The sequence below is a fragment of the Ensifer sp. 38_S197 genome (assembly GCF_056924495.1).
Genome location: NZ_JBXOVZ010000001.1, coordinates 2309892 through 2335989 on the forward strand (window position 1 = coordinate 2309892; position 26098 = coordinate 2335989).

Below are 26098 nucleotides of genomic sequence, written 5' to 3' on the forward strand. Positions count from 1 at the left end.
CGTCGATGAGAGGGGGTAAACTCATTCTGCTTGCCGGAGCGTCCGTATTGGCTTGCGCTCCAGCGTACCCTCAGGACAGCGATGGGGCCGATCAGGCGGCCCTCTACGCCGCCGCGGAGGAGGGGGCGCCGCCGGACGTTCAGGCTGATCTCGCCACGCTGAGAGAACAAGGGCAAGAACAGGGTTGGACGTTCGAGGTGGGCGCGACCAGGCCCGTGCTTGACTCTCGTCCGCTGGAAACTCTCGCGTCTACAATCATACCCGAAAACATCGAGGAACTGGCTCAATCGCAAATCGAGCTTGCGAAGCGAACTGATGCCTTGCAGGCAGAACAACTGGCTCTAGCGGGAATAATGCCCAAAAAATACCTTGGGGCGTGCAACCCGAAGGCTAGGGCTTTCGATTGGCGATCGCAGAAGAAAGTCACCCCCGCGAAGTACCAAGGCGCATGCGGAAGCTGCTGGGACTTCACGGCGACTGCCGCATATGAGATTTCGCATGCGATCAAAAACAACCAGATGATCGATATGTCGGAGCAGCACGTCCTGAACTGTTCGAAGGCCGGCAGTTGTGAAAATGGGGGTTTCTACCACAAGGCTTTCGGATGGATGCTCAACAATCCCGTCGCCGAGGAAAGCGCGCTGCGTTACGAAGCGGTCGCGGGAGCGTGCACACCGGCCATCAACGGGCTCTACCGGGCGTCGTCGTGGGGATATGTGAGCGTGAGCGCTCGCAAGAAGGCGCTTACGCGCGACATCAAAGATGCAATCTGTGCTCACGGCGCGGTTGCTTCAGCGATGAATGCCACGCGTACACTCGAATACTACACACGCGGAGTTTACAATCATAACGAGGGCGACACTCTCAACCATGCGGTGACGATCGTGGGCTGGGACGATCGCAAGGGCGCTTGGCTCGTTAAAAACTCTTGGTCGGACGGTTGGGGCGAAAAAGGTTTCTTTTGGATCAGGTACGGCGTTAACGGTATCGGTTCCGTCGCAGCATGGGTGGATGCCCCCAGCAGTCGTGCCCCTGCTCTCGGTACGGCTCTCGATGCAACCCTCACGCTCGCAACGGCGCCGCAAACCGCACAGTTCGAAAGTCTCGATCCCAAGGAAGCGGGAAGTGTCGAGCCACCGAGCACCCCACCAGCCACGGATGTCGAGGATTTCCTGCCGATCTATATCCAATACTACTCGGCATCGAATAATCCGGTAGCCGCTCGTCTTCGCGATCGCATTAACATCGGGAAGAAAATTCCCGGATACTTCAGTCCGAAGATCGAGGATGTCTCGACCAAGATCAAGGAGAGCGACAAACCAAGAACGGTCGAAATCCGGTTCTTCCAACCGGAGGACAAGCAGGTTGCCTTGAGCCTCGCGACGCTCGTCGAGGAAGTGGCAGGAACACCCGAGATAAGAGAATACAAACTGCGCAGAGCAAATTCGTATCCGATAGAAGTTTGGTTTCCGTAAAGCTACGAACATGACCAGAGCCGCAGGAACATTCGCCTTGATCGTGTTCATGCAGGCTGCGATATGTTCAACGCTTGCGTATGCTGACGAACTCGAGATACTTGTCGAAAAGTCGAGGAACTCGTACCGCCTAGCGGTCCGCTCGAGAGAGTCGTTTGTCATACGACTGCCTTTAAGTTCCGGAACAGGGTTCAGCTGGAGAGTGACTCAATCTGATCCTTCCGTCTCCGTTGGAGAAATGCAACGAGGAAAATCAGAGAGCGGCCGCCTCGGAAGCCGCCGAGAGGATCAGTTTTCGTTCCGGGCCGAAAAAAGCGGAAATGCGAACGTGGAGTTCGGGTTGTTCGGTCCGGCGGGCTCGCCGAATGCGTACAAGGCAGTTCGTATTGTCTCCATAGCGATCGAAATCAAGTAGTACGACCCTTCGGTCGAGCGCGCCTGGCACCGCGAGCCCGGCGGTTTTTCAAGGCCAACGGGTCTATTGACCTTTGGCTGTTTGTTCTCTATATGTTCCAATATGAAAGCAAATCTTCCAATATCCTTGGCACGTTGACCTTTTATGCCGCCGCGGCGGTAGAGCCACTCGTGTCATGGAATTTCGTGCGATGCTGGACAATCTCCCAGTCGACCGCTCCGCTCTCGACGCCGCGTTTCGCGAAGCGTCGGACAATGTTTTCTTTCCTCGGGCCGCCGTCCTGTGCAGAGGCGCGGCAGTTTTTCGAAGCCAACTCGTTCGAGACTTGGGCTGCCTTCTTGATGTCGATGAAGGCGTCGTAGGTTGGGCGTGCCTAGCATCCGGCATCCCAACGGAACGGCGCATCCATGTGACAGACTTCTTCGTTGAATTCCAGGATGGTTCCCACGTCTTCATTGACGCCGTGGAGGAGACTTCCGACACCGCAACGTTCACCAAACTCCGGCCTGGAAGATTTCGACATGTGGATAAAGAAAGCTATAATGGATTCGGGACTGTAGTGTCGGAGCGTCTGGACGTGAAGGCGAGTGAAAAGAGTTGGACGGAAGCGGAGGCGCGGCAGCGCTTCTCTGAACTGCTTGCCGCCGCGAAAGATCTGGGCCCTCAATACGTTGCGTCAGATGTTGGTCATTTCGTCGTGCGGTTCGAAGCAGACTTGCCGCGCGGTTCCTGGGTAAGGATTGGGAGACGAATAGGCTAAAGCTGACCTTGCCTGGCAAGGGTTCGTTTACCATGGACTGCAGGTCCGGCAAGCCGAATCAATCAGGTCAGCTTTGCTCAAAAGCGGACCTTTGACGCGCACGCACGGAATTCGGCAGCCGCTCGTCGGCTCGGATACATTGAAACAAGCATTTCGTTGTTGGTTGAAAGCTAGGGCGCGCTCATCTTCAACAAGGTTTTGAATCTATGGACGGGACAGGGGGACGCGGTTGGACGGAACTCGGCGCCCACCAAGGCCTGATCACCGGTTTGACATGGTCAGGCGACGAGAGAAATCTATACTCCGCTTCCTTGGACGGTGTTCTAAAAAAGTGGTGTTTCCAGGAAGATGGTCGCTTTGCCCTCGAAAAGTCGGTTGATATCAAGGCCGGTGAAGACGACTTCATCTCCGGCATCGACTGGTCGCCGACGCTTTCCTCGCTGGTAGTGTGCAGAGGCGGACGCCTCGAAGCATACGACGCAGAGCTTGTGCGCCATTCAATGGCTGGATTTGAAACCGTCAGAGTGGTCGGGCTGCGGTGTCAGCGCGACGGTCAGTTGGTCTCGCTTACTGAACTGCACTGGCTTGATGAAAAACGGAGCTACGAATCCAGAGTCACAGTAAGGCGGATTGATGGTGGTCCCTCTCCACTGGCCGAATGCGTCATCCCGGAGTCCGGGCGTCGGTCGAATGCAGACTTCGCGTGGAATCCCGGTGGCGGGTTGCTTGCAATGCTTTCCGACAACGAATTACGCTTCGTGTCGAGCTATCGGGGCCGCGTTCTAGAAAGGCGATGGTGGGTCGGCAGATGGGCTAACGCCGTGGCCTGGGTATCCGACGACGAGCTCGTGGTCGCCTTCGGTGATGGCAACGTGCGGATATATTCCTGGGATGAAAATCGTCCTTCGGTCTGGGATGCGGGCGGGTCTCAGCTCAAAACCAAGTTCCTGCTTGAAAAGCACGAAAACTTCGTCTCGGGCATCACGGTAGCTAGCGAGGGACAAAGGTTCGCAACTTTCGACAGCGATCATGTTCATGTCTGGGGGGCGAACGGATCGCATCTGGCCGAAGTGAGGCTGCCTCCGTCTGAGGGCCGCGCGATAGGCCGAGCCTTGATACATTCAGGCCGAAACGTCATCGTGGCAGCTCGGGCAAATATTCTCTACGAAGCGAAATTGACTTTTGCCCCCCAGGATACGGGTATCAAAAAGGTCGGACCCGAACCCGACGCCCTTGCGCAAATTCTTTGCCGGGCAGGGCTGCTGAAAACTGTTCAACTCAATACGGATGATGTGCGAGCGCAATGGCTTGTCAGCCAACGCGCAGAGGAGGGGCAGGCGGTCCTCGAGGAGACATTGGCTCTCCGCCGGGCCGCGCGGCTTCTCAATTGCATTGCCGAAGATGCAGGGCGCGCCATCCGCGAAATCTGGCATGGCCCCGATCACGCTGACGTAGCCGCTCTGGAGGACATCACTCTTCGGTTCGAAGAAGTGGCATCGGCCGAGCCGCCCGCCGTCAGGGAGGCCTTGCGGAAGGCTCTTTCGAAGAAGTGGGAGCGATCGTCTCCCGCGAACAAGTCGATCGTACTGGCCGCGGGCCTGGCGTTGAGCTTTCTCGGGCGCGCAGAGCACGAGTCGTTCCGTTCATTCCTGAGGGGCGCGTCGAAGGAGATCGAAGACCACGACATACGCTTTAAGATCAAGCGGTGCCTACGAGATGCGAGCAGCGAAACTGCTGCCGGCCTGGAGCAGGTACTGCAACAGGTCAATGACGTCGTCAGTGGTGTTCTGACCTCGCAGCGGCGAAATTCAGGGACTGCGTCGAAAGGGAAACGCGGAGCAAGGAAATTGGCAAACGAGATACAGGATTGCATCGTCGTCGCAGCAGGCCAGGAACTTGATGCCGTTCGAAAGTACCTGAAATCGAAATTTGAGATCGAATTGAGCTTCCTGGAAAATCGACCAATCGAAGTGTTCGGCCTTGATACCAAGCACAGGGGAGAAGTGGCCGTGGGCGTCATGCTGGCCTTGAGCAAGGGGAAGGCAGGAACAGCCGAAGTGCTTCAGGCTTTGAAAAATCAACGGCATGTCCGCAATGTCATCATGGTGGGTATGGCGGCAGGATTTAAGGGCAAGACCAGGCTTCTCGATGTCTTAGTCCCGCGAACGATCTACGATGTAAGTCCGGTGGGGACGAAGGGCGGGAAGTTGATCGTCGAGCCCGAGGCTGGCACGATGGATGCTCAGCTTTGCAACATTGCTGCCTTCCTGGATATGAGGGCGCTTGCCCGCCCGCGAGTGCGCGTAATAAGCCATAAGAACATGATCGCAGTTTCCGCGAAGATAGATGACTCTGCTCACGACCTGGTGGATGCGATGCTAAGCGTGGATCGCGAGAATGTCGTCGGCCTTGAAATGGAGGCGGCCGCTTTGACTGGTGCTCAGACGAGGCATTTCGGAATCCAGACAATGGCGCATCTCATGGTGAAGGGGGTCGCTGACTACGCAGGCGAAAAGCCGGATGCAGCGGAGATGGCCGAGCTTGCGAGATTTTCTTCGATCCGAGATCACCTGTCGGATCCAGATCCGACTAATTCGAAGGCGTTGAAGAGTGCGCTGCAGGCCGAGGCGACACGGCGGGCGCTTCTAGTTTCCCTCGAAATTCTTCGAAACTTGCCCGCAGCTGTCGCTTAACGTGAGCGCTCGTGGTCACCTTCCCACAGCTTGCTCGGGGCGCAGGCGCAACCGGCTTCTGTGCGGTGATGATGGTCAAAGGAGATTGAGCACCGTCCCTTGAGTAGAACGAATCCTTCATATGCTCCGTGGAAAGCACCCGCTTGCGCCCGCCAACCTCATTCCTCATTCATCTCGATTGGAACAACCTCCTGCGGCGACCGGATCTGATTTCGCTCGATCCAGATTTCGATATGTTCAACGCTAAACAGGCCATCCGCAGACTGTGCCGGACAGCGGCTGCTAGTCTAGGGTCTGTACCCAATTGGCTTGCGCGCTTGGCGAGGAGCTGATTCAAGGTTTCCATTGATGTGGAGGCCCTGAAGCGGAACCTGACCTGGCTGAGCGATGCAGAGTGGAGGCGGATCCAACCTTTGTTGCCACGCGGGCGCAAGGGTGCGCATCGTGTCGATGACCGCCGAGTGATCTCGGGCATCATCCATATGCTCAAGAGCGAGCGCGATGGCGTGACTGCCCACCCGATTACGGGCCATACACGACGATCTACAATCGGTTCAACCGCTGGAGCCGACAGGGCATCTGGCTTGGCATATTCGAGGCGCTCACCGGTCACAGCGGCGTGTGGGGTACGGTCGCCATCGACGCCACCCACATCAAGGCCCACCGCTCGGCCGGCGGCGCAAAAGGGGGGGCGGCATTATGGAGCGTTGCCACAAACCTTATCGGCGGTTCGTAGCACCTAGAGCTTCGAAGAAGCGACCATGTGACGAGCGGTTTTCCAGCGACGATGGCCGATTAAGCAGGATCGATCATGCTGACCACTCTGGCGACAATCTCGTCAGTGGTGGAAGTGTCTATGCCTCAACTGGCCGGGGCACGAGCAGTTGGAAAACTTCGAGGGAAGAGAGGCCGGCTCCTTTGCCCGAACCGCCGGTCTCCGGCGGTTCCGATTAGTCTTCTTTGAAAGCCTAATCTATCCATTTTTCGGCAAGATCCTATCCATCCGTGACGCATACCGGAATAGTCCAGGCGGAGCTATCTTGCGGTTGAAGCCAGTCCAACCGAAAGCTCCCGATGAAAGTTCTTCTCGTTTTTGCCCACCCCGAACCCCAATCGCTCGCCGCATCGCTGCGGGACATCGCGATCCGCGAACTCGAAGCTGAGGGGCATCAGGTGCGAGTTTCCGACCTTTATGCCATGCGATGGAAGTCCATGGTCGATCACTCGGATTTCCCGTCACTCGCTCCGGATGCTCGGCTGAAGGTGGCTTCGGCCTCCGGCCAAGCCTTCGCTGCCCACAAGCTAACCGAGGATGTGAAAATTGAACAGGAAAAGCTCCTATGGGCCGACACGCTGATCCTGCAGTTTCCTCTCTGGTGGTATTCGATGCCGGCTATTCTCAAGGGTTGGATCGACCGCGTCTACGCCTTCGGCTTTGCGTACGGCGTGGGCGAACACAGCAATCATCACTGGGGCGACCGATTTGGGGAGGGGAAGTTTGTCGGCAAGCGCGCGATGCTCATCGTTACCGCGGGAGGCTGGGAAGAACACTATTCAGCCCGGGGAATCAACGGTCCGATCGACGACCTTCTGTTTCCGATCAACCATGGGATCCTGTACTATCCCGGCTTCGAGGTGCTGCCGCCCTTTGTCGCCTATCGGGTGGATCGGCTGGATAGGCAAGGTTTTGACGTCATAAGCGCGGGCTTGGGTGATCGGATGAGGACATTGGGGTCGACCGCGCCGATCCCCTATCGACGTCAGAACGGTGGGGACTATCACATTCCTAGCCTTCAACTCCGCCCAGAACTTGGGGAGCCGGGCGTCGCTGGCTTCGCATTGCATTTGCGCGGTCCACGAAACGCAGCGTAGGGCCATCCTCAGGGAGAAGAACCGGAACGTCTCGCAGCGAGGCAAGCGGGCGCGCCGCTGTGATGGGGCGGATTTCACCAGCTCTTGAGCTGGTCAGCCGCGGCTTAGTTTGTTGAACTCCCGCTCTGCGCGGTAGGCCCGCTCCATCCGGTCGATCTTTGTCGATCTGAGACGCCCGGTGGAGCGGAGATAGTCCAGCATACCCTCGATGTGGTCGTTGCCGCCGGGAGGCTCGCCACAGATCACACGACGTCGGGCCTGCTTCTGCGCCCAGTAGCGGATCTCGCGTTCTGCCGGAGGATAAGAGATGCCGAGGCGATAAAGCCTACTGTCTGTCCGAACCCAACGCCGGGGAATCATATCGTCCAACTGCACGATAGGAGACGTATGCCCGTGTTCGCCGTCGGTGATATCAGGTTGGCCGAAGAACCAGCCGTAAAGCCACGGGCGGACGCCATTCTCGCTCTGGTCCTCGATCAGCCATCCTTCAATGATCGGAGCGGCGTCGAACTCCTCGACGGTCGGCCGAAATGCTACGAACGGATCCGTCGCAGGGGAATAGGGATCGTCAGGATTGAGGGGACTCTCGTATGGAACGCCCGCGCCGAATTCGCCGTCGGCATGTTCCGAGCAGACGACTTTCCACAGGCCGCCGAAGTTGTTCAGCCATCCACGACGTCCGCAGATTTCGCAGATGTGGAAGGATCGCAGCGAAGCCAGTCGGCAGGCATCATCTATCCCACGACGAGCCTCGGGCGCGACCGCTATTGTGTCATAGTGAATGCTTAGACCACCCATCTTCTCGCGCAAATGTAGGAGCTTGAACGTGCCTCCAGCAGCCATGGCTTTGTCTGCATCAGTGAAGAATGTGTGCAGGATGCCCAGCCAGCCATCTTCGCACTCGACCGCCAAATCAAGGCCGTCGAATCCGAGATATGAGTATCGGTCACCCAGGCCGGTGATCAGGCTCATTCTGTTTGTCTCCTCTTCATCCAGCATGCGAGCGGGGCGGGTGGTCAAGCGCAGCACTACCGCCAAAAACATAGCATCTTGGCCGGCCAAAATCGTTCGGGTTTTGCAAACATGAGGCTCCCGGAGTCGTCAACTGCGGAGTGGCATGGTCTCCGCTATACCCTTCATCTCTGAACTCATCTGATGAGGCATCCGAGCAGGCCAAGACGATGGCCCGATGCTCTCGTGTTTCCTGAAGCAGTTGACGGAGGAACCGGTTCGTTGGCCTCCTCCCGGCCAAATTCACGTTGCCAAGCCCGTGCACGCGACGCTGATCGATAGTGAATTTTAATAGCTATCGGTGAGCGTGGCCTTCATTAAAGGTGCCCCCGGTCTGCGGGGAAATCGCATGACCGCGACCTTGCCGAAGCGCCGGGGCGTTCGGATTAGAGATGCGGTCTCTAGACGTGAGATTTGTTCATGCCAAATCGTCCCGATCCATGCTGCTGGACATACGACGTGTGGAGCCAGGCCGAAATTGACGCGTTGCATACGGCAAAGCAACGGCTGCCAAAAAATCGCGCCGGTTCTATCGGGTTTGCACATCATCGCGTCGAGCGACAGGGTTATCATCCGCCCGGGTGCAATCGGCGTGAACCGAGAATACGACCCTGACAAGCAATCTTACCGGCAAGGCAACAGCGCGAAAGCAAGGATAAGCCAGTATAACGCCAGAATGGCCGGAGATGATCCGAAGCGTGAGCGCCTTCCTTGGAGGGGTAAGCCTTGGTCGCTGATTTGGCTCGCACAGTTTGCCGATCACGGCATCACTCCAGCGGAGATAAGCATAGCCGAACAAGTGCTTCATTTTCGCGTGGCAAGCGCTAGGTTTCGGCAGCTCGGCAGCTCGGCAGCTCGGCAGCTCGGCAGCTCGGCAGCTCGGCAGCTCTTGCCACGAATGCTCTCCGGCCGAATACGAAAAGTTGAAAGCGATTGCCATGGAAGCGTTGTCGGCCTTTCAAACATCCGCATCGCGGCTGTTGACGGGATCTGTTTTATAAATCCACGGACAGCACCGAGGACGGATCATCTAGATACCTCACTGCTCCACAGCAGGGCCTCTAACTCCAGACGATCAATCTGGTCGTCCAGATGACCTTGCCACCGGGGAGGTGGACCTCGAGCGACTAACCCCGACTGTCGCTCATCGTTCCGACGAACACCTTCGGAATTCGCCAGCTCCTCGATCAGCAACTCCGGGCAAGCCATCTCTCCGTCGAGCCTGCCATGGAAGTGAACTCATTGCCGGCGGCGTCATCGCGGCCGTGATCTGCGCGCTGCTCATCGACAAGTTCGGCCGCAAGCGGTGGTACACCGGCGCGCTGCTGATCGCTCCGCTACCTCTGCTCCTGCTGGCATGGCGCGGCGCGACCTCGGCGACCCAGGTGCTCATCCTCGCCGGATTTGCCTATGCGATCGAGCAGACGGTCACCTTCTCGCCCTACCTCTATTCGGCCGAGATCTATCCGACGCGCCTTCGCGCCATGGGCACCGGCACTGGAAGCGCATGGCTGCGGCTCGGTTCCTCCGCGACCGATCGTCGTCGGATGGGTGATGTCTTCGATAGGCATTCAATACGTCTTCGCTGCGTTTGCAGCCATCTGCGCGGCGACAAACAAGGTGAGACGTCTCATCCTGATCGCCGCGCTATAGCCATCCTTCTTGTCGGTGCGCTGATAACCACCGTATTCGCGGTCGAGACCAAGGGGCGTGTTCTCAAGGAACTGTCTCCGTAATCAGCGACGACCGCCAGTCGAAGTCGCATTTGCGACCCGGCGGGAAACCGCCGGGTCCTATTTTATCGGATGGTTTTGCACGTTACGATGTGCCGACGTGCGAGAATTCGGCGCAGATACGTTGGCGAGTGGTCGTGGGGTTAGGTCGGCTGATCGAAATTCTCTTCGTCAGAGGATCGGCCCACTTCAATCGTCGACAGCGGCACGCTCCAGGCTACTAGCAGCAATCACCTTGGTTAAATGATCCCGCCAGCGCTCCAGTTCCGCGCGCCGAGAAACCTCGTCTAAGGACTTCGGAGCGAAAGCAATAAAGGGCGGCAGCACTTGCATACCCACGAAGCCTAGAGTGCCGCCCTGTACTGCACGCAGCCAGTCTTGCGGCGTTCCGGTGCGGTCGGAGTCCGCAGCCAGTTCATCGGCATTACCACCGGTGGTCAACGAAATCAGCGCGCGTTTCCCGCGCAAAAAGCCATCGTCAAACAGGTTCTCGTCGTCATAGGCGAAGCCGTTAGTCAGCACGCGATCAAACCAGCCCTTGAGCATTGCAGGTACGGAGTACCACCAGACCGGGTACTGAAAAATTACCAGATCAGCGCGCGCCAGGCGTTGCTGTTCACGCTCGATCTGCTCGGTGTAGCCTCCGGTTGAAGCGGCCAAGCGTTGCGCTCGCATCAACGAAAAGGCTCGGTCGGTGGATTGCGCCGCGCGGACGTCACCCGGACCGGCTGCCGGGTTAAAGCCCTCTGCGTAGAGGTCGCTGATTTCAGTGGTCCATCCCCAGCTGGTCAGAGTTTTTAGGGCGACATCTTTCAGGGCGCCGTTGAAGCTGCGTGGTTCAGGATGAACGAAGACAATCAAGGCGTGCATAGGTCGGCTCGAAGCGTTGTCCGAGATGTCTAATTTCCTGTTCTCGATGCCCTGGCTCATGATGATTCCTTGTTGCTGTGTGGAAGGTGGAGCGTTGGGCGGGACTTGGCCAAATAGTTTCCAGCCTTACGGCACCAAGAACGCGATAGGGCGACATCAGCCGCCGGTGACGCCCATATGACGTCCAACGGCCGGCTTTGTGAGGTCCCGATCGATGATACAATCATCGTGCCCCCTGAAGAGAGCTAACCAAGGGCGGAAAGCCGGACAGAGGCTATATCGGCGAGAACCGACAGCGCTAGCGTTGAAGCATCCTTTGCCGGTCCGAACAGTCCGATTGGAGCCTTTATCCGGTCGATATCAGCCTGACTGATTCCAAGTTGCATGAGCTGATCCATACGTCTGCGATGAGTTCGGGAACTTCCTAGTGCCCCGATATAGAACGCCTCGGAATCCAGAGCCGTGCGCAGGAGCGGAATCTCGGCATCAATATCACGATGTAGCAGCACGACAGCTGTGAACGGATCTATGAGCCGTGCGACATCAACGCCGTCACGCCCTGTACCGATCGCTATGGCATCGAAGCTTGAAGCTTCAGCCAGGCGCAAGACGAACCGGGCCTCGATTGTCCGACCCGATATGACAACGCGCGTTCGAGGATGATAGGCGCGGATAAACGATCCGGCGGTCCAAGTCGCACGTTCGGGTGCCTCGATCACGGAGAGCGTCTGATGCGAAGGGGAATAGGCGAGCCCGGCGGACCTTCTGACGCAGAGGCGCTCGGTCACGTGCTCCAATGCCATGGCATTGCGCAGCAAATGGATCGCCACGCTGATCCCTCCGCCGCAGGGCAACACAACATCGAAGAATGGCGATCCATCACCAAACTGGACCATTCGGTCACGGTCTTGGGCCATGGCCAGAAGAGCCTCCGTCGCTACTGCCGCCTCCACGCAACCGCCCGAAAGATATCCACAGAAGCGCCCGTCTTCCGACACTGCTATATGGGCGCCGAGCGCGCGCGCTGCGCCTCCCCGGATTTCGACCAGCGTCGCTAGCGCAACCTTGCCCACAGCAAGCGCTTCTGCTGCGAACCCGAGGATTTCGTTAGGGGTGTCGGTGTCAAGAGCCCGAACAGGTGTCGGAATAACAAGCTCAACCAGTTCGTTCATACACATTCCCTGATCTGCGCCGCCAATTGTGCCAACACCGCTGCGACCTTCCCCCGAGTTCATCGAGATCATAGCTGACCGCCAAAGCCACAGGCGCTATTCCAAGCGGAGCTGGGTGCAGCGACACCAGTTGCAGCCATCCCAGCCCGCGACCCTGTCAAACCGGTATAAGTGTTTTGCAAGCATGCCGCTCGTCCATCGCCGGTAGCCTTCGGCTACGTCAGCCAAAGGCACCTCGAAGTCGAACACCCTGCCAGGGGTGATCTTCCGCGAGCACCAGATCCATCGGATACGGCCAATATCAACGGCTTCCCCACTCTGGTAACTCATCACGCGGCTTCCTGCCGTGCAGGAGCCAGGCTCTCAAAAAGGCGCACCCGCCATATCGCGGCGGCGGCTGCTGTGCTCGGGCCGGGCCGGCGTCGGTGATCCGCTCTACGACGCCGCGTCAATCAGTCAATGAACGGTTCCCAAATAGGCAACGAGGGCGGCGCGCGTGTGCGCGTCCTTGACACTGATGGACATCGTCGTGCCCGGGACGAGCGCCTTGGGATTGGCGAGAAACTCCTCGAGTGTCGCGGCATCCCAGGTAATGGTGGCGTTTGTGAGCGCTTTCGAATATCGCGCTCCGCTCGCCGAGCCGGCGCGCCTGCCGACGACTCCTGCTAGGTTGGGGCCTATCCCTGTCTTGCCGGCTTCGACGGCGTGGCATCCGGCGCATCGCGCGCGGAATTGGCGTTGCCCGTCGGCTGGGAGATCCTGGGCTGAAGCTCTCGACGTCGCGGCCCCCATTATGGCGACGGCCGCGAGCAATGATGTTCCAAGTAAGCGCATGGCAATGCCTTTCCGTGTCAAAAGATTGATGCTCAGCTAGCGAGTTGATCGCGGATCGGCAGCCGTCGAATTCGTTTCTTAGTTGCCATGAACACAGCGTTGAGGAGCGCCGGAGCAATCGGGGGGACGCCCGGTTCTCCCACGCCACCGAGTGGGGCCGAGTAGTCCGGAGTCGGGAGAAGGTGAACGTGGATCTCGCGCGGGGCACCGTCGATCCGCGTCACCTCATAGGTGTCGAAGTTCGATTGCTCGACGCGGCCGTCTTTGAAGCTGATCTCCCCGGTGGTCGCGAGGCTTACGCCTTGCACAACTGCGCCCTCGAGTTGGGATCGAATCCGTTCCGGATTGATCTGCGGGCCACAATCGATTGCGATATCCACGCGAGGGATTGTTAGGGTTCCATTCGCGTCGACGGCGACTTCAACTGCCGCGGCAGTATAGCTCACGAAGCTGTAGTGACCGGCGATTCCAAGGCCGCGCCCCTCAGACAGCTGGCGACCCCATCCGATCTGTTCCGCCGCCGTCTCGACGACCCGTCTCAGGCGACCCGTGTCGACCTGGTAGACCGCGGGATCTTCGCCGTGGTTCCACTTGTCCGAAACTGATCGCGGATCGATGCGCCGCGGCGGGCCGATGAGCTCCAGCAAGTAATCCTTTTGGTCACGACCGGCCGCCGCCGCGAGCTCGGCCACGAACGACTGGATTGCGAAAGCATGGGGGATGTTCGAGACCGACCGGAACCAGCCTACGCGTGTGTGCGCTTCGGCCTCGGGATTCTCGATGCGCAAATTGGGTATGGCGAAGGGTGTGTTCACGAGGCCAAGGCCGAGCTCGATGGCAAACTCGTGCCTCGGATCGGGCGCGAAGATTGCCAGGAGCGAGGGGGCCGCGCTGCGGTGCAGCCAGGCGATCGGCTTGCCCGCGGCGTCTAGTCCGGCTTCGAGCCGCTCGACCGAGACCGTTCCAACGAAGCCGTTTTGGAGATCATCCTCGCGAGTCCAGGTCACCTTGACGGGCGCGCCCTCCATGGCCTGGGAGAGAAGAGCGGCCTCGACCGCGAAGTCTACCTTGGATTTGCGTCCGAAGCCGCCACCAAGCAGCGTCACATTTGCGGTGACGTCGTCCAACTTCAGCCCCAGTCGTTTTGACACCCTGTCGCGCACTGCTTCGGGAGACTGAGCGCAGGCCCAAATCTCCACCTTGCCATTCGCGATCCGCGCGGTCGCTGCCGGCGGCTCCATCGGGGCCTGTGCGAGGTGCGGAATGTAATACTCGGCCTCGACGCGGCGGGCGGCCCGGCTCATCCCCGCTTCAAAGTCCCCGTCGTTGCGGACGACCAGTGCCGGCTGGCGGACGCGTTCCTCCAGAAGTGCCTTGTAGGTGTCGGAGGAATAGGTCGCATTCGGCCCGTCGTTCCAGGTGATCTTGAGCGCCTCGCGCCCCTTGATCGCGGCCCATGTGCTTCTTGCCACGACGGCGATGCCGCCGAGGGGCTGATATTCCGTTGGGATCGGCACGGTGTCGATCTTCACGACCTTGACGACGCCCGGCACCTTCAGAGCTTCAGTATCGTCATAGCTGGTGACGGAGCCGCCATAAACGGGCGGCCGGGCGATGACCGCGTACAGCATGCCGTCGAGGCGAGTGTCGATCCCGTACTGAGCCTGGCCGGTTGTCATGTCATACCGGTCGATCACACCGATTTCGCCACGGCCGATGTAGCGGAATTCCGATGGTTGCTTCAGGCGCAAGCGGTCGGCCGATGGCACCGGGAGAGCCGCCGCCGCCTGAGCGAGCGCGCCATAGCCCAGCCGCCTTCCGGAGGCGTGATGCACAACTTCATGGTTAATGGCTTTGACGGTGGATACCGGGACGTTCCATTGGGCGGCGGCGGCCTCCTCGAGCATGGCGCGCGCAGCAGCTCCGCATCTGCGGAATGCCGCAAAATGGTGGCGCATGCTTCGCGAGCCGTCGGTGTCCTGGTTGCCGAAATGCGCCTCGTCGCCGTGGGCTTGCTGGACGCGGACCCGCGCCCAGTCGGCGTCGAGTTCGTCGGCGATGACCATCGTAAGGCTGGTGCGAATGCCTTGGCCCATCTCCGAGCGATGGCAGATAATGGTCACGGTCCCGTCCTGGCCGATCGCGACGAAGATCCGTGGGTCGTCACGAAGCCCATGCGGCATGCCCTCGCCAGCGTACTTCGTCTCTTGCGCCTGCGCGGCGGGCAAGCCCATTGCGAGAACCAGACTGCCTGCTCCGACGCCCGCAAGAAAGGTGCGGCGGCTGACGTTGGCGATTGCGTTGATAGGAGTGCGAGTATCGGTCATGGCGTCACCCCGTTCTGCGCTGCCTGCGGGTTTCGGTAATTCGCGGACAGCGATTCCATTAAATCGCGGACAGCGTTTTCGCTAAATCCGGGACAGGGATTTCGCTAATTCCCGGACAGCGATTTCGGTAAATCCCGGACAGTTTTCTCGGCGACAAAAGATCGACTTTCGCCCGCGCCGTCTTTGTCATTCTGCACCTCGATTTGAGCGAGGTGGGGTGAATGGCGAGACGGAAGCAGGCGAGACTTACGAGTGTGAAGGACATTCGATCGATTTTGAGACTGGCGCACGAACAAGGGCTTTCTGTTCGGGCGATATCGGAACGGCTGAAGATCAGCAAAACGACCGTGTCGACCTACCTTCTGCGGGCTCGGGAAGAGGGTCTGTCATGCTGGCCCCTGCCGCCCGGCCTTGATGACGACGCCGTTTTGCAGCGTCGCCTGTTCCACCGCCGCGGGCGGCCGCCGCAGGATCTGGACGAGCCCAGTTGGGCGAACATCGCCAGCGAGCTGAAGCGCAAAGGGGTGACGCTGACACTGCTATGGCAGGAATATCGCGAGCGGCACCCGAATGGCTATGGATACACATGGTTCTGCGAGCGGTTTGCCGCTTTCGAACAGCGAGCCAATGCGACTTTCCGCAATCGCCACACCGCCGGCGCGGCGATACAGACGGATTATGCCGGACAGACCGTGGCCATCATCGATCCTCTAAGCGGCGAGATCCGGCCGGCGCAGATCTTCGTCGCGGTGCTGCCGGCGTCGCTCTTGACCTTTGCCTATGCGAGCTTCAGCCAGAGGCTGCCGGACTGGATCGAGGGCCAGCAACGGGCGCTGAGCTTCTTCGGCGGCGTGCCGAAAGCCATCGTCTGCGACAATCTGAAGGCGGGCGTTGCCAAGCCCTTGTGGTTCGAGCCGACGATCAACGCGACGTTTGCGGCCTTCGCCGAGCATTACGACACGACGGTCCTGCCTGCTCGTCCAAAACGGCCAAAGGACAAGGCGAAGGTGGAAGGCAGCGTCCTCATCGTCGAGCGCTGGATCCTGGCGCGGCTGCGCAACGAGCACTTCTTCAGCCTTGCCGACCTCAACATCCGGATCAGCCAGCTTCTCGACGATCTCAACAATCGGCCGATGCGCCGCATCGGCAAGTCCCGGCGTCGGCTCTTCGAGGAGATCGAACGCGCGGCACTTGCGCCGCTTCCGGCAACCGCCTTCGAATATGCCGAATGGAAATCGGCGAAGGTCCATCCCGACTACCATGTCGAGGTCGATAAGGCCTTCTACTCTGTGCCGCATCGCCTGATCGGCCGGCAGGTCGAGGTTCGCTTGACCTCCCGGATCGTCGAAGTCTTCCACGATCACAAGCGTGTCGCCAGCCACCGCCGCACCTCGCAGCGCGCCGGGCACGTCACCGTCAGCGAGCACATGCCGAAGACGCATCAGCACTACGCCAACACCACGCCGGCGAGCCTGATCAAGCAGGCCGCGAAGGTCGGCGGCAATACGGCGATTCTGGTCGAGCGGCTGATGCGCGACAGGCCGCATCCGCAGCAGGGATACCGCGCCGCGCAGGGCGTTCTGTCACTCTCGCGTCGCTACGGCCCCGAGCGTCTCGAGGCGGCATGCGAACGGGCGCTGACGATCAATGCGCTCAGCTATTCGTCCGTCAGCACCATCCTCAAATCCGGTCTCGATCAGGCTCCGCCCGCCGCCGAGCCGGTTAAGCCCGCTCCTCCACACAACAACATCCGCGGCAGCTCCTATTACCAGTGAAGAAAGGAAGCCTCTCAATGCTCACTCATCCAACCCTCGACCAGATGATCGCGCTCGGCCTGTCCGGCATGGCGACAGCTTATCGCGAACTGAGCGACCAGCCGCAGGGCAACGATCTCAGCCGCGATGAATGGCTCGGCCTGATGCTCGACCGGGAGATCGCCGTTCGTGCCGACAAGCGCCTGACCAATCGGCTGGTAACCGCCAAACTGCGCTTCCCCGACGCCTGTATCGAGAACATCGACTTCGCCGCAACACGGGGGCTCGACCGTCGGCAAATCCTCTCGCTCGCGCAAGGAGCCTGGCTCAAAGCCCATGAACATCTGATCCTCACCGGACAAACGGGAACAGGCAAAACCTGGCTCGCCTGCGCCATCGGACGACAGGCCGCGCGGCTCGACTATTCCGTTCTCTATGTCCGCATGCCCAGGCTCTTCGAAGATCTGGCGCTCGCCCGTCTCGACGGCCGCTTCCCACGACTGGTCGACAAGCTCGCCCGCGTCCAACTGCTGATCCTCGACGATTGGGGCACGCATGCCCTCACCGATCAGCAGAGGCGCGATCTCCTGGAAATCTTCGAAGAGCGCTATCGCAGGAAATCGACCCTCATCACCGCGCAACTGCCGGTCGCCCAATGGCATGAGATGATCGGCGAGCCGACGATCGCCGACGCTATTCTCGATCGTATCGTTCACAACGCCCATCGAATTGCCCTCGAAGGCGACAGCATGCGAAAACCAAAATCACGGCTGCTCTTGACCACAACGCAAAACGACGAAATCAATAGCCGCTGACATCAACCAGGCGGACGAAAGTCGATCCCGTGAAACTGTCCGGGAATTAATGAAACGACTGTCCGCGATTTACCGGAATCGGTGTCCCGTTAATCCGAAATCCGCACGCTGCCTGTTTGATCGCCGCTCGAATGCGCGGGTACGTCCCGCATCGACAGATATTCCCGCTCATCTGGGCGTCGATATCGTCGTCGGTCGGCTCGGGAATTTCCTGCAAAAGAGCAGCCGCCTGCATGATCTGTCCGCTCTGACAGTAGCCGCATTGCATCACATTCAGGTCGCGCCATGCCACCTGGACGGGGTGCGATCCATCAGGCGACAGGCCCTCGATCGTCGTGATTGTGCTGCCCTCAGCGGCCGAGATAGGGGTTTGACAGGCGCGGACCGCCGCACCGTCAACATGAATGGTGCAGGCTCCGCACAGTGCCTGGCCACAACCGAACTTGGTGCCAGTCAGTCCCAAGTCGTCTCGGAGATACCAGAGTAAAGGAGTGTCGGGATCACCATCGAACGTGTGGTCTCGACCATTAACTTTGAAATTGGTCATGCATGCGCTCCGGTTCGTCGAGCCAAAGCTGAGCCCTGCCTTCCGGGGGGCCCCGCGGCTTGTTTCGTGAAAACTGCTGTTCGCGCCGGAACATCCCTGGCGCTGTAGTTCGGATGAGCGTTGGAGAGAATGACTCAAAACTACTCTTACGATTAGGTGCGTAATTCTGAAGACAGTGGTGAATGATATGCAGCAATCGGCGACTGAAGGATGTGTCAAGCGCCCGGCGTTGACAGGGTGGCAGAGGGTCAGCTGGCAGATTTGGTTGCGAAAGCAGGGGATTGGCCGCGTGTTCCTTTGTCGCTGCTTCTAACGGATGAGCATGGCGAAGTACGGGGCGGCATCGGAGCTATGAGCGTCGATCGCGGCTTTCGGTTATCACTGGATCCTAGCGTCGACGCACATTCCCGAGCGCGACCGATCAGCAATCTATGCCGCAGTCCAGACGAGTTTCTATTGGGCGTATCTCAGGTGGCGGATGTTTTGAGGAGATGAATTAATTTTGTTGGAGGAGACGGTCAACAACGCTGCCCTAAAGGTAATGTAGTGGCCAAAAAGGCAATATAGCGTGGCAATCGGCATCACCTTCTGAATTGCCAGAAATCATATTTTGTCGACCAAATTGATCATTTTTCTGTGTTTGTCCTTTCGATCAACGCTTGTAGCCTTCTCGCGTTCCGATCGCGCTCGAACATCGGTCGGACGCCGTTGCGCCGGGGCGAGGCCGTTCGGTGTTTGCACGCCCCTTCGATGTCTCGACGGGGGATATATACTTGGCGGCTGGCTTTGCGTGAGAGGTGGTGCAGCGACCGACGTGATCGCTACGAATGGGAGGTGCCCATCCACGTCGAGAGGTAGGGAAGTTCATGCCTTCGCGGAAATCGCGCTCAACTCCTCTAGATCGAGGTCGCGTTCGAGCTCCTGCAATGTCTCGTCGTCGATCTTTCCAAACCGATGAAGTCGAATGAGCTCCTGACGGCCCGCCGCGACAGCTGCGAGAACGACGTCGAAGTGGGCATGTAGGGCGGGGATGTATTCTTCGGTGCGCGCTGCGTAATCGACCATGTCATTCGCGCGGCGCTGATATCTGTCCAGAAGCTGCGGATGTATCAGTGTTCCTTCAGCGTCGTAGGCAAGCTCCTGGACCGTCGCGAACTGCGCCTGCGCCATCGCTGCCTCCGCTTGGCTCATGGTCAGGGGTGCCTTCTCGGATTCAGATTCGGTGAGCCTCGCCCACACGATCACGCGTCCCAGTGTGGTCCCCTGCAAAAGGACAGTTCCCAGGATCACCGCGAATGACGTCACCAGGATGAAGTCACGTCCAGGAAAATCCTCCGGCAAGCTAAGGGCGAGGGCGAGCGTGACGACCCCGCGTATCCCTGCCCAGCCGAGAACTGTCGATCCACCGATGCCAAGCGGCCGCGTGGAAGCAAGGCCGACAGAGTTGAATAGTTTGATCGCGCCCTCCGAACCGAGGACCCAGGCAAACCGTGCTACAACGAGAGTGACGAGTATCATGACTGCAGGCAATCCCATCGTCGAGATCACGGTCCCGAGGCCTCCGCCATGCTCGACGACTCCTCGCAGCGAGAGGCCGATCAGAATGAATACCGCCGCCTCCATAAGGAACACGAGCACCTTCCAGAATGACCTCCCTCGCAAGCGGGTTGCGGCAGAAAAGACGGTGTGCTGGTGCCAGGTGGCAATCAATCCTGTTGTTACCGTGGCGATAACTCCTGACACATGCAGCATTTCACCGAGGAAATAGGAAACCCAGGCGAGCAATGCCGTCGTTGCGATGATAAGATACTCGTCGCCGAGCCTGCAGATGAACTTCACCCAGGCATACCCTACGATAGCGCCAATCGCCGTGCCGCCGATTGCGAGAACAAGGAAGCTGCCGACCGCCGCCGATGCGTTGAACGTACCTGTTGCCACGGCGGCGACCGCAAATCGGAACAGCACAAGGCCGCTGGCGTCGTTCAGAAGGCTTTCTCCTTCCAGCAGGATCTGCAGCCGTCGAGGCAGTTTCACCCGCTCGAGAATGGCGCGCGACGCCACGGCGTCCGGCGGAGAGACAATAGCACCAAGTGCGGCGCAGGCCGCCCATGGCAAAGACGGAAAGAGCATATGAGTGACGACGGTGACGATCGCGCATGTGAAGAAAACCGCGCCGATAGCAAGAGACGCGATGCCGAAAACATGGCGTTTCAGGCGGCCAACCGCGATGAACCAGGCTCCGTCCAGCAGAAGCGGTGGCAGGAAGATTACTAGCACAAGCTCTGGGTCCACTGTGATGGCTGGAAGACCTGGAGCAAACGCCAGCATGACGCCGCCCGCAAGCAACGCCACCGAAGGCGGTAGGCCGAGCCGGTCTGCCAAATAATGGAGCGCAATGATTGCGAGGAACATCGCGATCACAAGTTCAAAAAGGTGCGTGCCGTTCATCCGTGGTATCTGCCCCCTCGAATACAGACCTTTCAACGGCCGTTTAACTGGTCTTGAGAATATTTTCTAAAGCGATGCTGCGCCGCGGTCGTACTGATCCTGGCGGGGATCGCTACATGCATCGACGGGACTTTCGAACGTTATCGGTATAGTGAAGCACAAACCAGCGGCAGGTGGTCATGACCCGACGTCCCTTAGTCGGGTCATGGAGATCTTCTTAGTTGGCGTGGAAGACGAGGCTCATCCGGCCGGGGTCTTCGTTCTTACGCTCGGGGATGAGGACCGGCCCCATGCGCCCTTCGACGGTCCAGAAGCCGGTCGGAGTGGGCAGGACACCGAGCGGAGTCGCGAGACGTTCGACCACCGTTTCTATGGACGCCTCCGATCCCGTCAGAGTGATCGTGTCGATCCGACCATTGCCGCCGCCGAAGTCCGGTTCGGCCAAGTAGATGCGTCCATCGGGACCACGCACGAGCCCATCGGCATTGGACAAGGCGCGGGACGTCTTGAGCGGGGTGATCGTTGGCGCCGAACCAAGCGGATCGTTGACCCGCACGAGCTCGCCGGCGCTGTTCTTGGAAATCAGAAGTGATCCGTCATCGAGTTCGATGACGCCGTCCACGCCGAAGCCGCCCTTTGGCGGTGCGAGCGCCGGGTCCCGGATCAGCTCTTCAAGCGCTTTTGCGTCCGACCGCAAGACCAGCAGCCGCGGCGTAAAGCTGTCGGTGACGATCAGCGCGCCGGCGCGCGTGATGACTAGATCGTTGCACAGCCCCCCATCTGGAAGCGGAAGCGTCTGCTCGAGCGCGCCGGACTGGAGGTTGAAAGCGAGAAGCGCGGTCGGATGATCGCCCGGCGTCTTATCGACCCCGAGGTTGGCGGTGCATGCCCATAGGCGATCCCGTGTTGCGTCGATCTTGATGCCCATCGTCGAATCCGTCGCAGTCGCAGCGGGGTCGATGAAGTTGCGCGGGGTCGCTTCGCCGGGCGTGAAGACCATGATCTGGCCTGTCGTCATGCTCGATACGAAGATGCGCCCATCGGGTGCGGCGACCGCGCTGCCGGGATGGAAGCGGTCGGGAAGTTCCAAGGTTGAGCCGGGAGTCGGCGGCGTCTGTGCTAGGGCGCTAGCGCTCAGCGCGACAGTGAGCGCGGCGGCGAGGACCGCCGTAAGTCTTCGTGTCATCTCGATTCCTCGAATGGGATTGATGCATTACAGGGATTGGCGGTTGACGCGCTCCGTTGCGGGAGCGCGCCGATCGCTAGTGGGGCGTCACGGCCGAATCAGCGGCACTCGGCGAGCGAGTTCGGATCGGTGTCGGCCGGCGCAGTGCGCGATTGCGGGTCGAGGTCCTGGACGAACTTCAGGCCGCCCTCGGAGAGAGGCTTCTCCAGGTTGCGTTCGAACATCGAGAACAGCGCGACCGTGTAGGGGCGTGCGAAGTGGCTCTTCACTGCAGCCTCGTCGCGCCAGATCTCGTAGAGGACGTAGCTGCGCTCCGTGCCCAAGATCTTGTGGACGTTGAAGGTCACGTTGCCGGGCTCAAGGCGCGAGCAGGTCACCGAGCGGCGGAACACCTTCTCGAATTCGGCTTCGGCGCCGGACTTGACCTCGAAGTTGACGACGAGGGTGACCTCGCCGTTGGGGCTGGGCTGCAGGGCGACTTGGGCGTTGGCGCTCTGCGAGGACAGGAATGCGCCTGTTGCGACAACGGCACTGAGCGCGATCTTCTTGAGGATATTCATGGTTTTCTCTCTAATCGGGAAAGATGAACATGCGGTCGTTCGTCCGCCAACTTGAAGCGCGCTGGTTTGGCTCCTCAATTATCAGCGGGCGCGGCAACTATTTACCCCGCCCGGACAGATGCGATTAGACGATTAATTCTGATCAGAGTAGTGAATGGCAAATATCAATCTCTGACTCTGTCGGGAGGGGCGATCGCCGGGTGTGGGCGTTGGCAGTTGCAACCTGCGTTGCCGCAAATTTTGTCGAAATGGATTGCGAGGTATGTCGAGGCGCGAACCTCAAGCTTGCGTCGAAGGCCACCAAAATTCCATCGAACACGCGCTCGAGCGGTCGTGAGGGACACGGACCGCGTTCATGCCAGTTACGTAGCTGGCAGATAGGCGCGTCGGACTCCGAGACTCGTCCTGGAGGCGCGCCTGCAACTCACCGTGTGACTGCTTGGCGCGAGGACCGGCCATGAGCTTGCTTCGGAGTGAGAGATAACAGGCCCCGGACAAAACGCGATCTCCGTCACAAAGCTATGAGAGGGACCCTCTCATTTGAACATGAACCCGGAATCCGTTTTCGAGGGTAGCAGCGGCATCAGCCGCCAAGTGCCGGATGACGCGGTCATCCAGACATCGCGTCAGACGATTGATATCGTATATTCACCACTCTAATCAAAATTCATCGTCTAATTATATCTGTGCTGGAGCTGTAAAACAAGGGCACCGGCATACAGGCTCCTCAGCTGGCGCCCGCACCGGGCAAGTTTTCAACCGATGGAGATAGAAATGAGCAACAGACCGCTCAAGACCCTCGAAGGTAAGGTCGCCCTCGTTACTGGGGCAAGCTCGGGGATAGGCCGCGCCACTGCGATCGAGCTCGCCCGCCGCGGCGCAAAGGTCATCGCAAGCGCCCGCCGCGGCGCGGAGATCGAAGCCCTTGCGGCCGAGATAAAGAACGAGGGCTTCGAAGCCACCGCAGTGGTGGCCGACGTGAACGTCGAGCAGAGCGTGATCGACCTCGTCGCGAAGACGATCTCGACCTATGGCCGCATCGATATCGCCTTCAACAATGCCGGTACGGAGGGCGCCTTCTCGCCCTTCGTCGAGCAGACCAACGAAACCTACGACACGATCTTCAACGCAAATGTGCGAGGCGTGTTCTGGTCGATGAAGCATGAAGCCAAGGCGATGCTGGCGCAGGGCGGCGGCACGATCATCAACAACGCCTCGATGGGCGGGGTTATCGGCTTCGCCAATGCTGGCCTGTATATCGCCAGCAAGCATGCCGTGCTCGGCCTGACCAAGACTGCTGCAATCGAACTGTTCAAGCAGGGCGTTCGCGTCAACGCAATCAATCCGGGCATCATCGATACGCCCTTCCAGGACCGGGTCTGGCCGACCGCGGAAGCAAAGTATGCCTTCGCCGCCAGCACTGTGCCCGGTCGCGCCGGCACGCCGGAGGAGATGGCCACGGTCGTTGCCTTCCTGGCTTCGGACGACGCTGCGTTCATCTCCGGCCACGGCCTCCTGATCGACGGCGGCTATTCGATCGCCTGATCCTCCGGGGCGCTGCCCAGTCGAACCGGTTCTCTGCCACAGCGCAGAGGCTGCGGATGGGCAGCGCCACACAAGGTCAACCACATCTTATTTTTGGAAAGCAGAATGTCCGAAATCACTTTGCAGCCGAGCCCGAATGGCGAGATCGCGCTTGTCGTCAACTTCGAAGTAAAACCAGGCGCCGAAGCCGAGTTCGAGGAGGTTTTCCGCCGCTCGGTGACCTGCTCGCGTCTCGAGCCCGGCAATATCACCTTCAACGTCCACAAGATCATCGGCACGGAGCGCAGCTACGTTCTCTATGAAGTCTGGCGCGACGAGGAAGCGGTGAAGAGCCACTTTGCGCGCCCCTACACGGTCGCGCTGTTCTCGATGTTCGAACGCAACCTGGAGAAGCCTCTCTCCGAGGGCGGCCTGAACTTCGTCCAGGACCTCGACCCGCAGCCGCGCACAGCGCCGGCCACCACCGATCCGGCCTCGTGCGCCGAGTGCCGCTGACCAAGACGTCGGCGCCGCTGTCGGCGACGCGCAACTCGCAAACTAACGTAACCGGAGATTACATATGACCGCACAACCCGCTTCTACCATACCGACGCCGTCCTACGGCACGCAACTCACCCTGATCGCCTTTATTCGTGCCAAGAAGGGCATGGGCGACGAACTCGGCCGCCGCCTCGGGACATTGGTCGAACCGGCCCGTGCCGAGCCCGGTAACATCAACTACGATCTGCACCGCTCGAACGAGGATCCTGACGTCTGGGTGCTCTACGAGAACTGGAAGGACGCCTCCGACCTGACCGCACACTTCGAGTTTCCGTACATGAAGGAGTTCCTCGCGGTGTTGCCCGAGGTGCTGGAGGGCGACATGGACCTGCGTCGCTGCGCAATGGTGACGACCGTAGCCACGAAGGCCTAACCAACGCCGCGTCGCGGTCCAGCGCCCGGCGCGGCCTCCCTCGCTCGTTGAAGGACGCCGTGGAGCTCTGCGAAGACGCGTGGGGTCGTGCTTGTCGATCCGGACATCCGGCTGGGGCGCCCGGCGGCGACGCTTGTCCAATCGAAACCTGAGGAGCCTATCATGTCACAGCCACGAGTGTTCTTGAACGACAGGAATTTCATTCCGCAGATCGGCCTGGGTGTTTGGCAAACACCGTCAGATGTCGCCGGCCCAGCGGTCGAAGCGGCGCTCCGGGCCGGCTACCGCCACATCGACACCGCAGCGAGCTACGGGAATGAAGCCGGCGTGGGCGAAGGCATCCGCGACGCAGGTATCCCGCGTGAGGATATCTTCGTCACGACAAAGCTGTGGAACGAAGAACAGGGCTACGATTCGACCTTGCGCGCTTTCGACGAAAGCCTGAAGCGCCTCGGCCTCGACTATGTCGATCTCTACCTCATCCATTGGCCGTCTCCCCAGCGCGGCCGATATGTCGACACCTGGAAGGCCTTTATCCGACTGAAGGAACAGAGGCTCGTACGATCGATCGGGGTTGCGAACTTCGAGCTGGAGCACCTTAACAAGATCATCAACGAGACGGGCGTCACCCCGGCGCTCAACCAGATCGAGCTGCATCCGCGGTTCCAGCAACGGAAGCTGCGGGAGGTTCACGCGAAGCTCGGCATTGCGACGCAGTCCTGGAGCCCGCTTGGCCGGGGTACCCTGCTCGCTGATGCGACGATCACCTCGATTGCGGCGAAGCACGGTAGAACGCCAGCTCAGATCATCATCCGCTGGCATATCGACAACGGGCTGATCGTCATTCCGAAATCAGTGAGCCCGGCCCGCATTGTTGAGAACGTCGACGTTTTCAGCTTCGGCCTTGACGAAGCCGACTTTACGGCGATCGGCAAACTCAATTCCATCGACGGGCGCATCGGCCCGAACCCGCTAACCGCGAGTTTCTAAAGCGCGGCGCGGCGGCTGCCGTTCGATACATTCATTGTGGCCCGCGACTCGCTCGCGTGGGACAGCGCTCCTGCATAAGAGGCCGATGGCACGAGGCGAGCATGGCGGCTCGTGTCGTTCATCGGCGCTACGCGCACTAGGCTGCCCTTAGCTGCTTGGCAAGGCAGATTCGGACGGG

The 26098-nt window shown here is 59.7% G+C and carries 20 protein-coding genes and 2 pseudogenes; 13 read left to right on the forward strand and 9 right to left on the reverse strand.

What is annotated here, in order from left to right; translation table 11 throughout:
- The first annotated feature begins 5 nt into the window (after window positions 1–5).
- From AC1Z3V_RS10645 to AC1Z3V_RS10670, 6 genes and pseudogenes are all read left to right on the forward strand, one after another.
- Window positions 6–1475 carry a C1 family peptidase gene (locus tag AC1Z3V_RS10645; protein ID WP_483498713.1) on the forward strand — a complete coding sequence of 490 codons (1470 nt, stop codon included), beginning with the start codon at window positions 6–8 and terminating at the stop codon, window positions 1473–1475.
- Between the two features lie 49 nt (window positions 1476–1524).
- Entirely contained in the window at window positions 1525–1890 is a 366-nt protein-coding gene (locus AC1Z3V_RS10650) for a protease inhibitor I42 family protein (protein ID WP_483499636.1), read from the forward strand.
- A 190-nt stretch (window positions 1891–2080) separates the two neighbouring features.
- Window positions 2081–2650 carry a hypothetical protein gene (locus tag AC1Z3V_RS10655; protein ID WP_483498715.1) on the forward strand — a complete coding sequence of 190 codons (570 nt, stop codon included), beginning with the start codon at window positions 2081–2083 and terminating at the stop codon, window positions 2648–2650.
- A 206-nt stretch (window positions 2651–2856) separates the two neighbouring features.
- Entirely contained in the window at window positions 2857–5343 is a 2487-nt protein-coding gene (locus tag AC1Z3V_RS10660; RefSeq protein ID WP_483498717.1) for a hypothetical protein, read from the forward strand.
- Window positions 5344–5687: 344 nt separating this feature from the next.
- Window positions 5688–6031: pseudogene (locus tag AC1Z3V_RS10665) on the forward strand (IS5 family transposase); the annotation flags it as partial.
- Window positions 6032–6417: 386 nt separating this feature from the next.
- Entirely contained in the window at window positions 6418–7215 is a 798-nt protein-coding gene (locus AC1Z3V_RS10670; protein ID WP_483498719.1) for an NAD(P)H-dependent oxidoreductase, read from the forward strand.
- Window positions 7216–7308: 93 nt separating this feature from the next.
- Here the strand turns inward: AC1Z3V_RS10670 and AC1Z3V_RS10675 are convergent, their stop codons facing one another.
- On the reverse strand, window positions 7309–8187 hold the full coding sequence (locus tag AC1Z3V_RS10675) for a hypothetical protein (protein WP_483498721.1): 879 nt from the start codon (window positions 8185–8187) through the stop codon (window positions 7309–7311).
- 1286 nt (window positions 8188–9473) lie between these two features.
- Here AC1Z3V_RS10675 and AC1Z3V_RS10680 point away from each other — a divergent pair.
- Window positions 9474–9962 (forward strand): annotated as a pseudogene (locus AC1Z3V_RS10680) (MFS transporter); the annotation flags it as partial.
- Window positions 9963–10148: 186 nt separating this feature from the next.
- On the opposite strand, the gene AC1Z3V_RS10685 reads toward AC1Z3V_RS10680, so the two are convergent.
- The 4 genes from AC1Z3V_RS10685 to AC1Z3V_RS10700 all read right to left on the reverse strand — a co-directional run bounded on the left by AC1Z3V_RS10685 (window position 10149) and on the right by AC1Z3V_RS10700 (window position 15162).
- Window positions 10149–10889, reverse strand: a complete 741-nt coding sequence (locus AC1Z3V_RS10685) for an NAD(P)H-dependent oxidoreductase (RefSeq protein ID WP_483498723.1) — start codon at window positions 10887–10889, stop codon at window positions 10149–10151.
- A gap of 185 nt (window positions 10890–11074) precedes the next feature.
- Window positions 11075–12001, reverse strand: a complete 927-nt coding sequence (locus AC1Z3V_RS10690) for an XdhC family protein (protein WP_483498725.1) — start codon at window positions 11999–12001, stop codon at window positions 11075–11077.
- Between the two features lie 456 nt (window positions 12002–12457).
- Complete coding sequence (locus AC1Z3V_RS10695; protein WP_483498727.1) at window positions 12458–12835, reverse strand: c-type cytochrome; 378 nt, start codon at window positions 12833–12835, stop codon at window positions 12458–12460.
- A 32-nt stretch (window positions 12836–12867) separates the two neighbouring features.
- On the reverse strand, window positions 12868–15162 hold the full coding sequence (locus tag AC1Z3V_RS10700; RefSeq protein ID WP_483498729.1) for a xanthine dehydrogenase family protein molybdopterin-binding subunit: 2295 nt from the start codon (window positions 15160–15162) through the stop codon (window positions 12868–12870).
- A gap of 221 nt (window positions 15163–15383) precedes the next feature.
- Here AC1Z3V_RS10700 and istA point away from each other — a divergent pair, with 221 nt between their 5' ends.
- Together istA and istB are read left to right on the forward strand one after the other, a co-directional pair.
- Entirely contained in the window at window positions 15384–16937 is a 1554-nt protein-coding gene (gene istA, locus AC1Z3V_RS10705) for an IS21 family transposase (RefSeq protein ID WP_483497769.1), read from the forward strand.
- A gap of 17 nt (window positions 16938–16954) precedes the next feature.
- Window positions 16955–17731: an IS21-like element helper ATPase IstB gene (istB, locus tag AC1Z3V_RS10710; protein ID WP_483497768.1), complete on the forward strand. Its 777-nt coding sequence runs from the start codon at window positions 16955–16957 to the stop codon at window positions 17729–17731.
- A 46-nt stretch (window positions 17732–17777) separates the two neighbouring features.
- Here istB and AC1Z3V_RS10715 read toward each other — a convergent pair whose 3' ends face one another.
- The 4 genes from AC1Z3V_RS10715 to AC1Z3V_RS10730 all read right to left on the reverse strand — a co-directional run bounded on the left by AC1Z3V_RS10715 (window position 17778) and on the right by AC1Z3V_RS10730 (window position 22472).
- A complete protein-coding gene (locus AC1Z3V_RS10715) occupies window positions 17778–18278 on the reverse strand; it encodes a (2Fe-2S)-binding protein (RefSeq protein ID WP_483498731.1) in 501 nt (166 codons plus the stop codon).
- A gap of 864 nt (window positions 18279–19142) precedes the next feature.
- Window positions 19143–20726 carry a Na+/H+ antiporter gene (locus AC1Z3V_RS10720; protein ID WP_483498733.1) on the reverse strand — a complete coding sequence of 528 codons (1584 nt, stop codon included), beginning with the start codon at window positions 20724–20726 and terminating at the stop codon, window positions 19143–19145.
- A gap of 217 nt (window positions 20727–20943) precedes the next feature.
- Window positions 20944–21912 (reverse strand): SMP-30/gluconolactonase/LRE family protein, encoded by a 969-nt coding sequence (locus AC1Z3V_RS10725; protein ID WP_483498735.1) that lies wholly within the window; start codon window positions 21910–21912, stop codon window positions 20944–20946.
- 98 nt (window positions 21913–22010) lie between these two features.
- Window positions 22011–22472 (reverse strand): putative quinol monooxygenase, encoded by a 462-nt coding sequence (locus AC1Z3V_RS10730; RefSeq protein ID WP_483498737.1) that lies wholly within the window; start codon window positions 22470–22472, stop codon window positions 22011–22013.
- Between the two features lie 774 nt (window positions 22473–23246).
- Here AC1Z3V_RS10730 and AC1Z3V_RS10735 point away from each other — a divergent pair.
- The 4 genes from AC1Z3V_RS10735 (at window position 23247) to AC1Z3V_RS10750 (ending at window position 25920) form a co-directional block, all read left to right on the forward strand.
- A complete protein-coding gene (locus AC1Z3V_RS10735) occupies window positions 23247–24017 on the forward strand; it encodes an SDR family NAD(P)-dependent oxidoreductase (RefSeq protein WP_483498739.1) in 771 nt (256 codons plus the stop codon).
- Between the two features lie 105 nt (window positions 24018–24122).
- On the forward strand, window positions 24123–24512 hold the full coding sequence (locus AC1Z3V_RS10740; protein ID WP_483498741.1) for a putative quinol monooxygenase: 390 nt from the start codon (window positions 24123–24125) through the stop codon (window positions 24510–24512).
- Between the two features lie 64 nt (window positions 24513–24576).
- A complete protein-coding gene (locus AC1Z3V_RS10745) occupies window positions 24577–24930 on the forward strand; it encodes a putative quinol monooxygenase (RefSeq protein WP_483498743.1) in 354 nt (117 codons plus the stop codon).
- A 162-nt stretch (window positions 24931–25092) separates the two neighbouring features.
- Window positions 25093–25920 (forward strand): aldo/keto reductase, encoded by an 828-nt coding sequence (locus AC1Z3V_RS10750; RefSeq protein ID WP_483498745.1) that lies wholly within the window; start codon window positions 25093–25095, stop codon window positions 25918–25920.
- Window positions 25921–26098 lie beyond the last annotated feature (178 nt).

What these genes read in the sequence shown, in the direction of transcription:
- AC1Z3V_RS10650 (WP_483499636.1), top strand. Translation starts at nt 1,525, where the DNA reads ATGCAGGCTGCGATATGTTCAACGCTTGCGTATGCTGACGAACTCGAG.
- AC1Z3V_RS10645 (WP_483498713.1), top strand. Translation starts at nt 6, where the DNA reads ATGAGAGGGGGTAAACTCATTCTGCTTGCCGGAGCGTCCGTATTGGCT.
- AC1Z3V_RS10745 (WP_483498743.1), top strand. Translation starts at nt 24,577, where the DNA reads ATGACCGCACAACCCGCTTCTACCATACCGACGCCGTCCTACGGCACG.
- istA (WP_483497769.1), top strand. Translation starts at nt 15,384, where the DNA reads ATGGCGAGACGGAAGCAGGCGAGACTTACGAGTGTGAAGGACATTCGA.
- AC1Z3V_RS10725 (WP_483498735.1), bottom strand. Translation starts at nt 21,912, where the DNA reads ATGACACGAAGACTTACGGCGGTCCTCGCCGCCGCGCTCACTGTCGCG.
- AC1Z3V_RS10720 (WP_483498733.1), bottom strand. Translation starts at nt 20,726, where the DNA reads ATGAACGGCACGCACCTTTTTGAACTTGTGATCGCGATGTTCCTCGCA.
- AC1Z3V_RS10715 (WP_483498731.1), bottom strand. Translation starts at nt 18,278, where the DNA reads ATGACCAATTTCAAAGTTAATGGTCGAGACCACACGTTCGATGGTGAT.
- AC1Z3V_RS10735 (WP_483498739.1), top strand. Translation starts at nt 23,247, where the DNA reads ATGAGCAACAGACCGCTCAAGACCCTCGAAGGTAAGGTCGCCCTCGTT.
- AC1Z3V_RS10670 (WP_483498719.1), top strand. Translation starts at nt 6,418, where the DNA reads ATGAAAGTTCTTCTCGTTTTTGCCCACCCCGAACCCCAATCGCTCGCC.
- AC1Z3V_RS10730 (WP_483498737.1), bottom strand. Translation starts at nt 22,472, where the DNA reads ATGAATATCCTCAAGAAGATCGCGCTCAGTGCCGTTGTCGCAACAGGC.
- AC1Z3V_RS10660 (WP_483498717.1), top strand. Translation starts at nt 2,857, where the DNA reads ATGGACGGGACAGGGGGACGCGGTTGGACGGAACTCGGCGCCCACCAA.
- istB (WP_483497768.1), top strand. Translation starts at nt 16,955, where the DNA reads ATGCTCACTCATCCAACCCTCGACCAGATGATCGCGCTCGGCCTGTCC.
- AC1Z3V_RS10685 (WP_483498723.1), bottom strand. Translation starts at nt 10,889, where the DNA reads ATGAGCCAGGGCATCGAGAACAGGAAATTAGACATCTCGGACAACGCT.
- AC1Z3V_RS10675 (WP_483498721.1), bottom strand. Translation starts at nt 8,187, where the DNA reads ATGAGCCTGATCACCGGCCTGGGTGACCGATACTCATATCTCGGATTC.
- AC1Z3V_RS10700 (WP_483498729.1), bottom strand. Translation starts at nt 15,162, where the DNA reads ATGACCGATACTCGCACTCCTATCAACGCAATCGCCAACGTCAGCCGC.
- AC1Z3V_RS10690 (WP_483498725.1), bottom strand. Translation starts at nt 12,001, where the DNA reads ATGAACGAACTGGTTGAGCTTGTTATTCCGACACCTGTTCGGGCTCTT.
- AC1Z3V_RS10655 (WP_483498715.1), top strand. Translation starts at nt 2,081, where the DNA reads ATGCTGGACAATCTCCCAGTCGACCGCTCCGCTCTCGACGCCGCGTTT.
- AC1Z3V_RS10740 (WP_483498741.1), top strand. Translation starts at nt 24,123, where the DNA reads ATGTCCGAAATCACTTTGCAGCCGAGCCCGAATGGCGAGATCGCGCTT.
- AC1Z3V_RS10695 (WP_483498727.1), bottom strand. Translation starts at nt 12,835, where the DNA reads ATGCGCTTACTTGGAACATCATTGCTCGCGGCCGTCGCCATAATGGGG.
- AC1Z3V_RS10750 (WP_483498745.1), top strand. Translation starts at nt 25,093, where the DNA reads ATGTCACAGCCACGAGTGTTCTTGAACGACAGGAATTTCATTCCGCAG.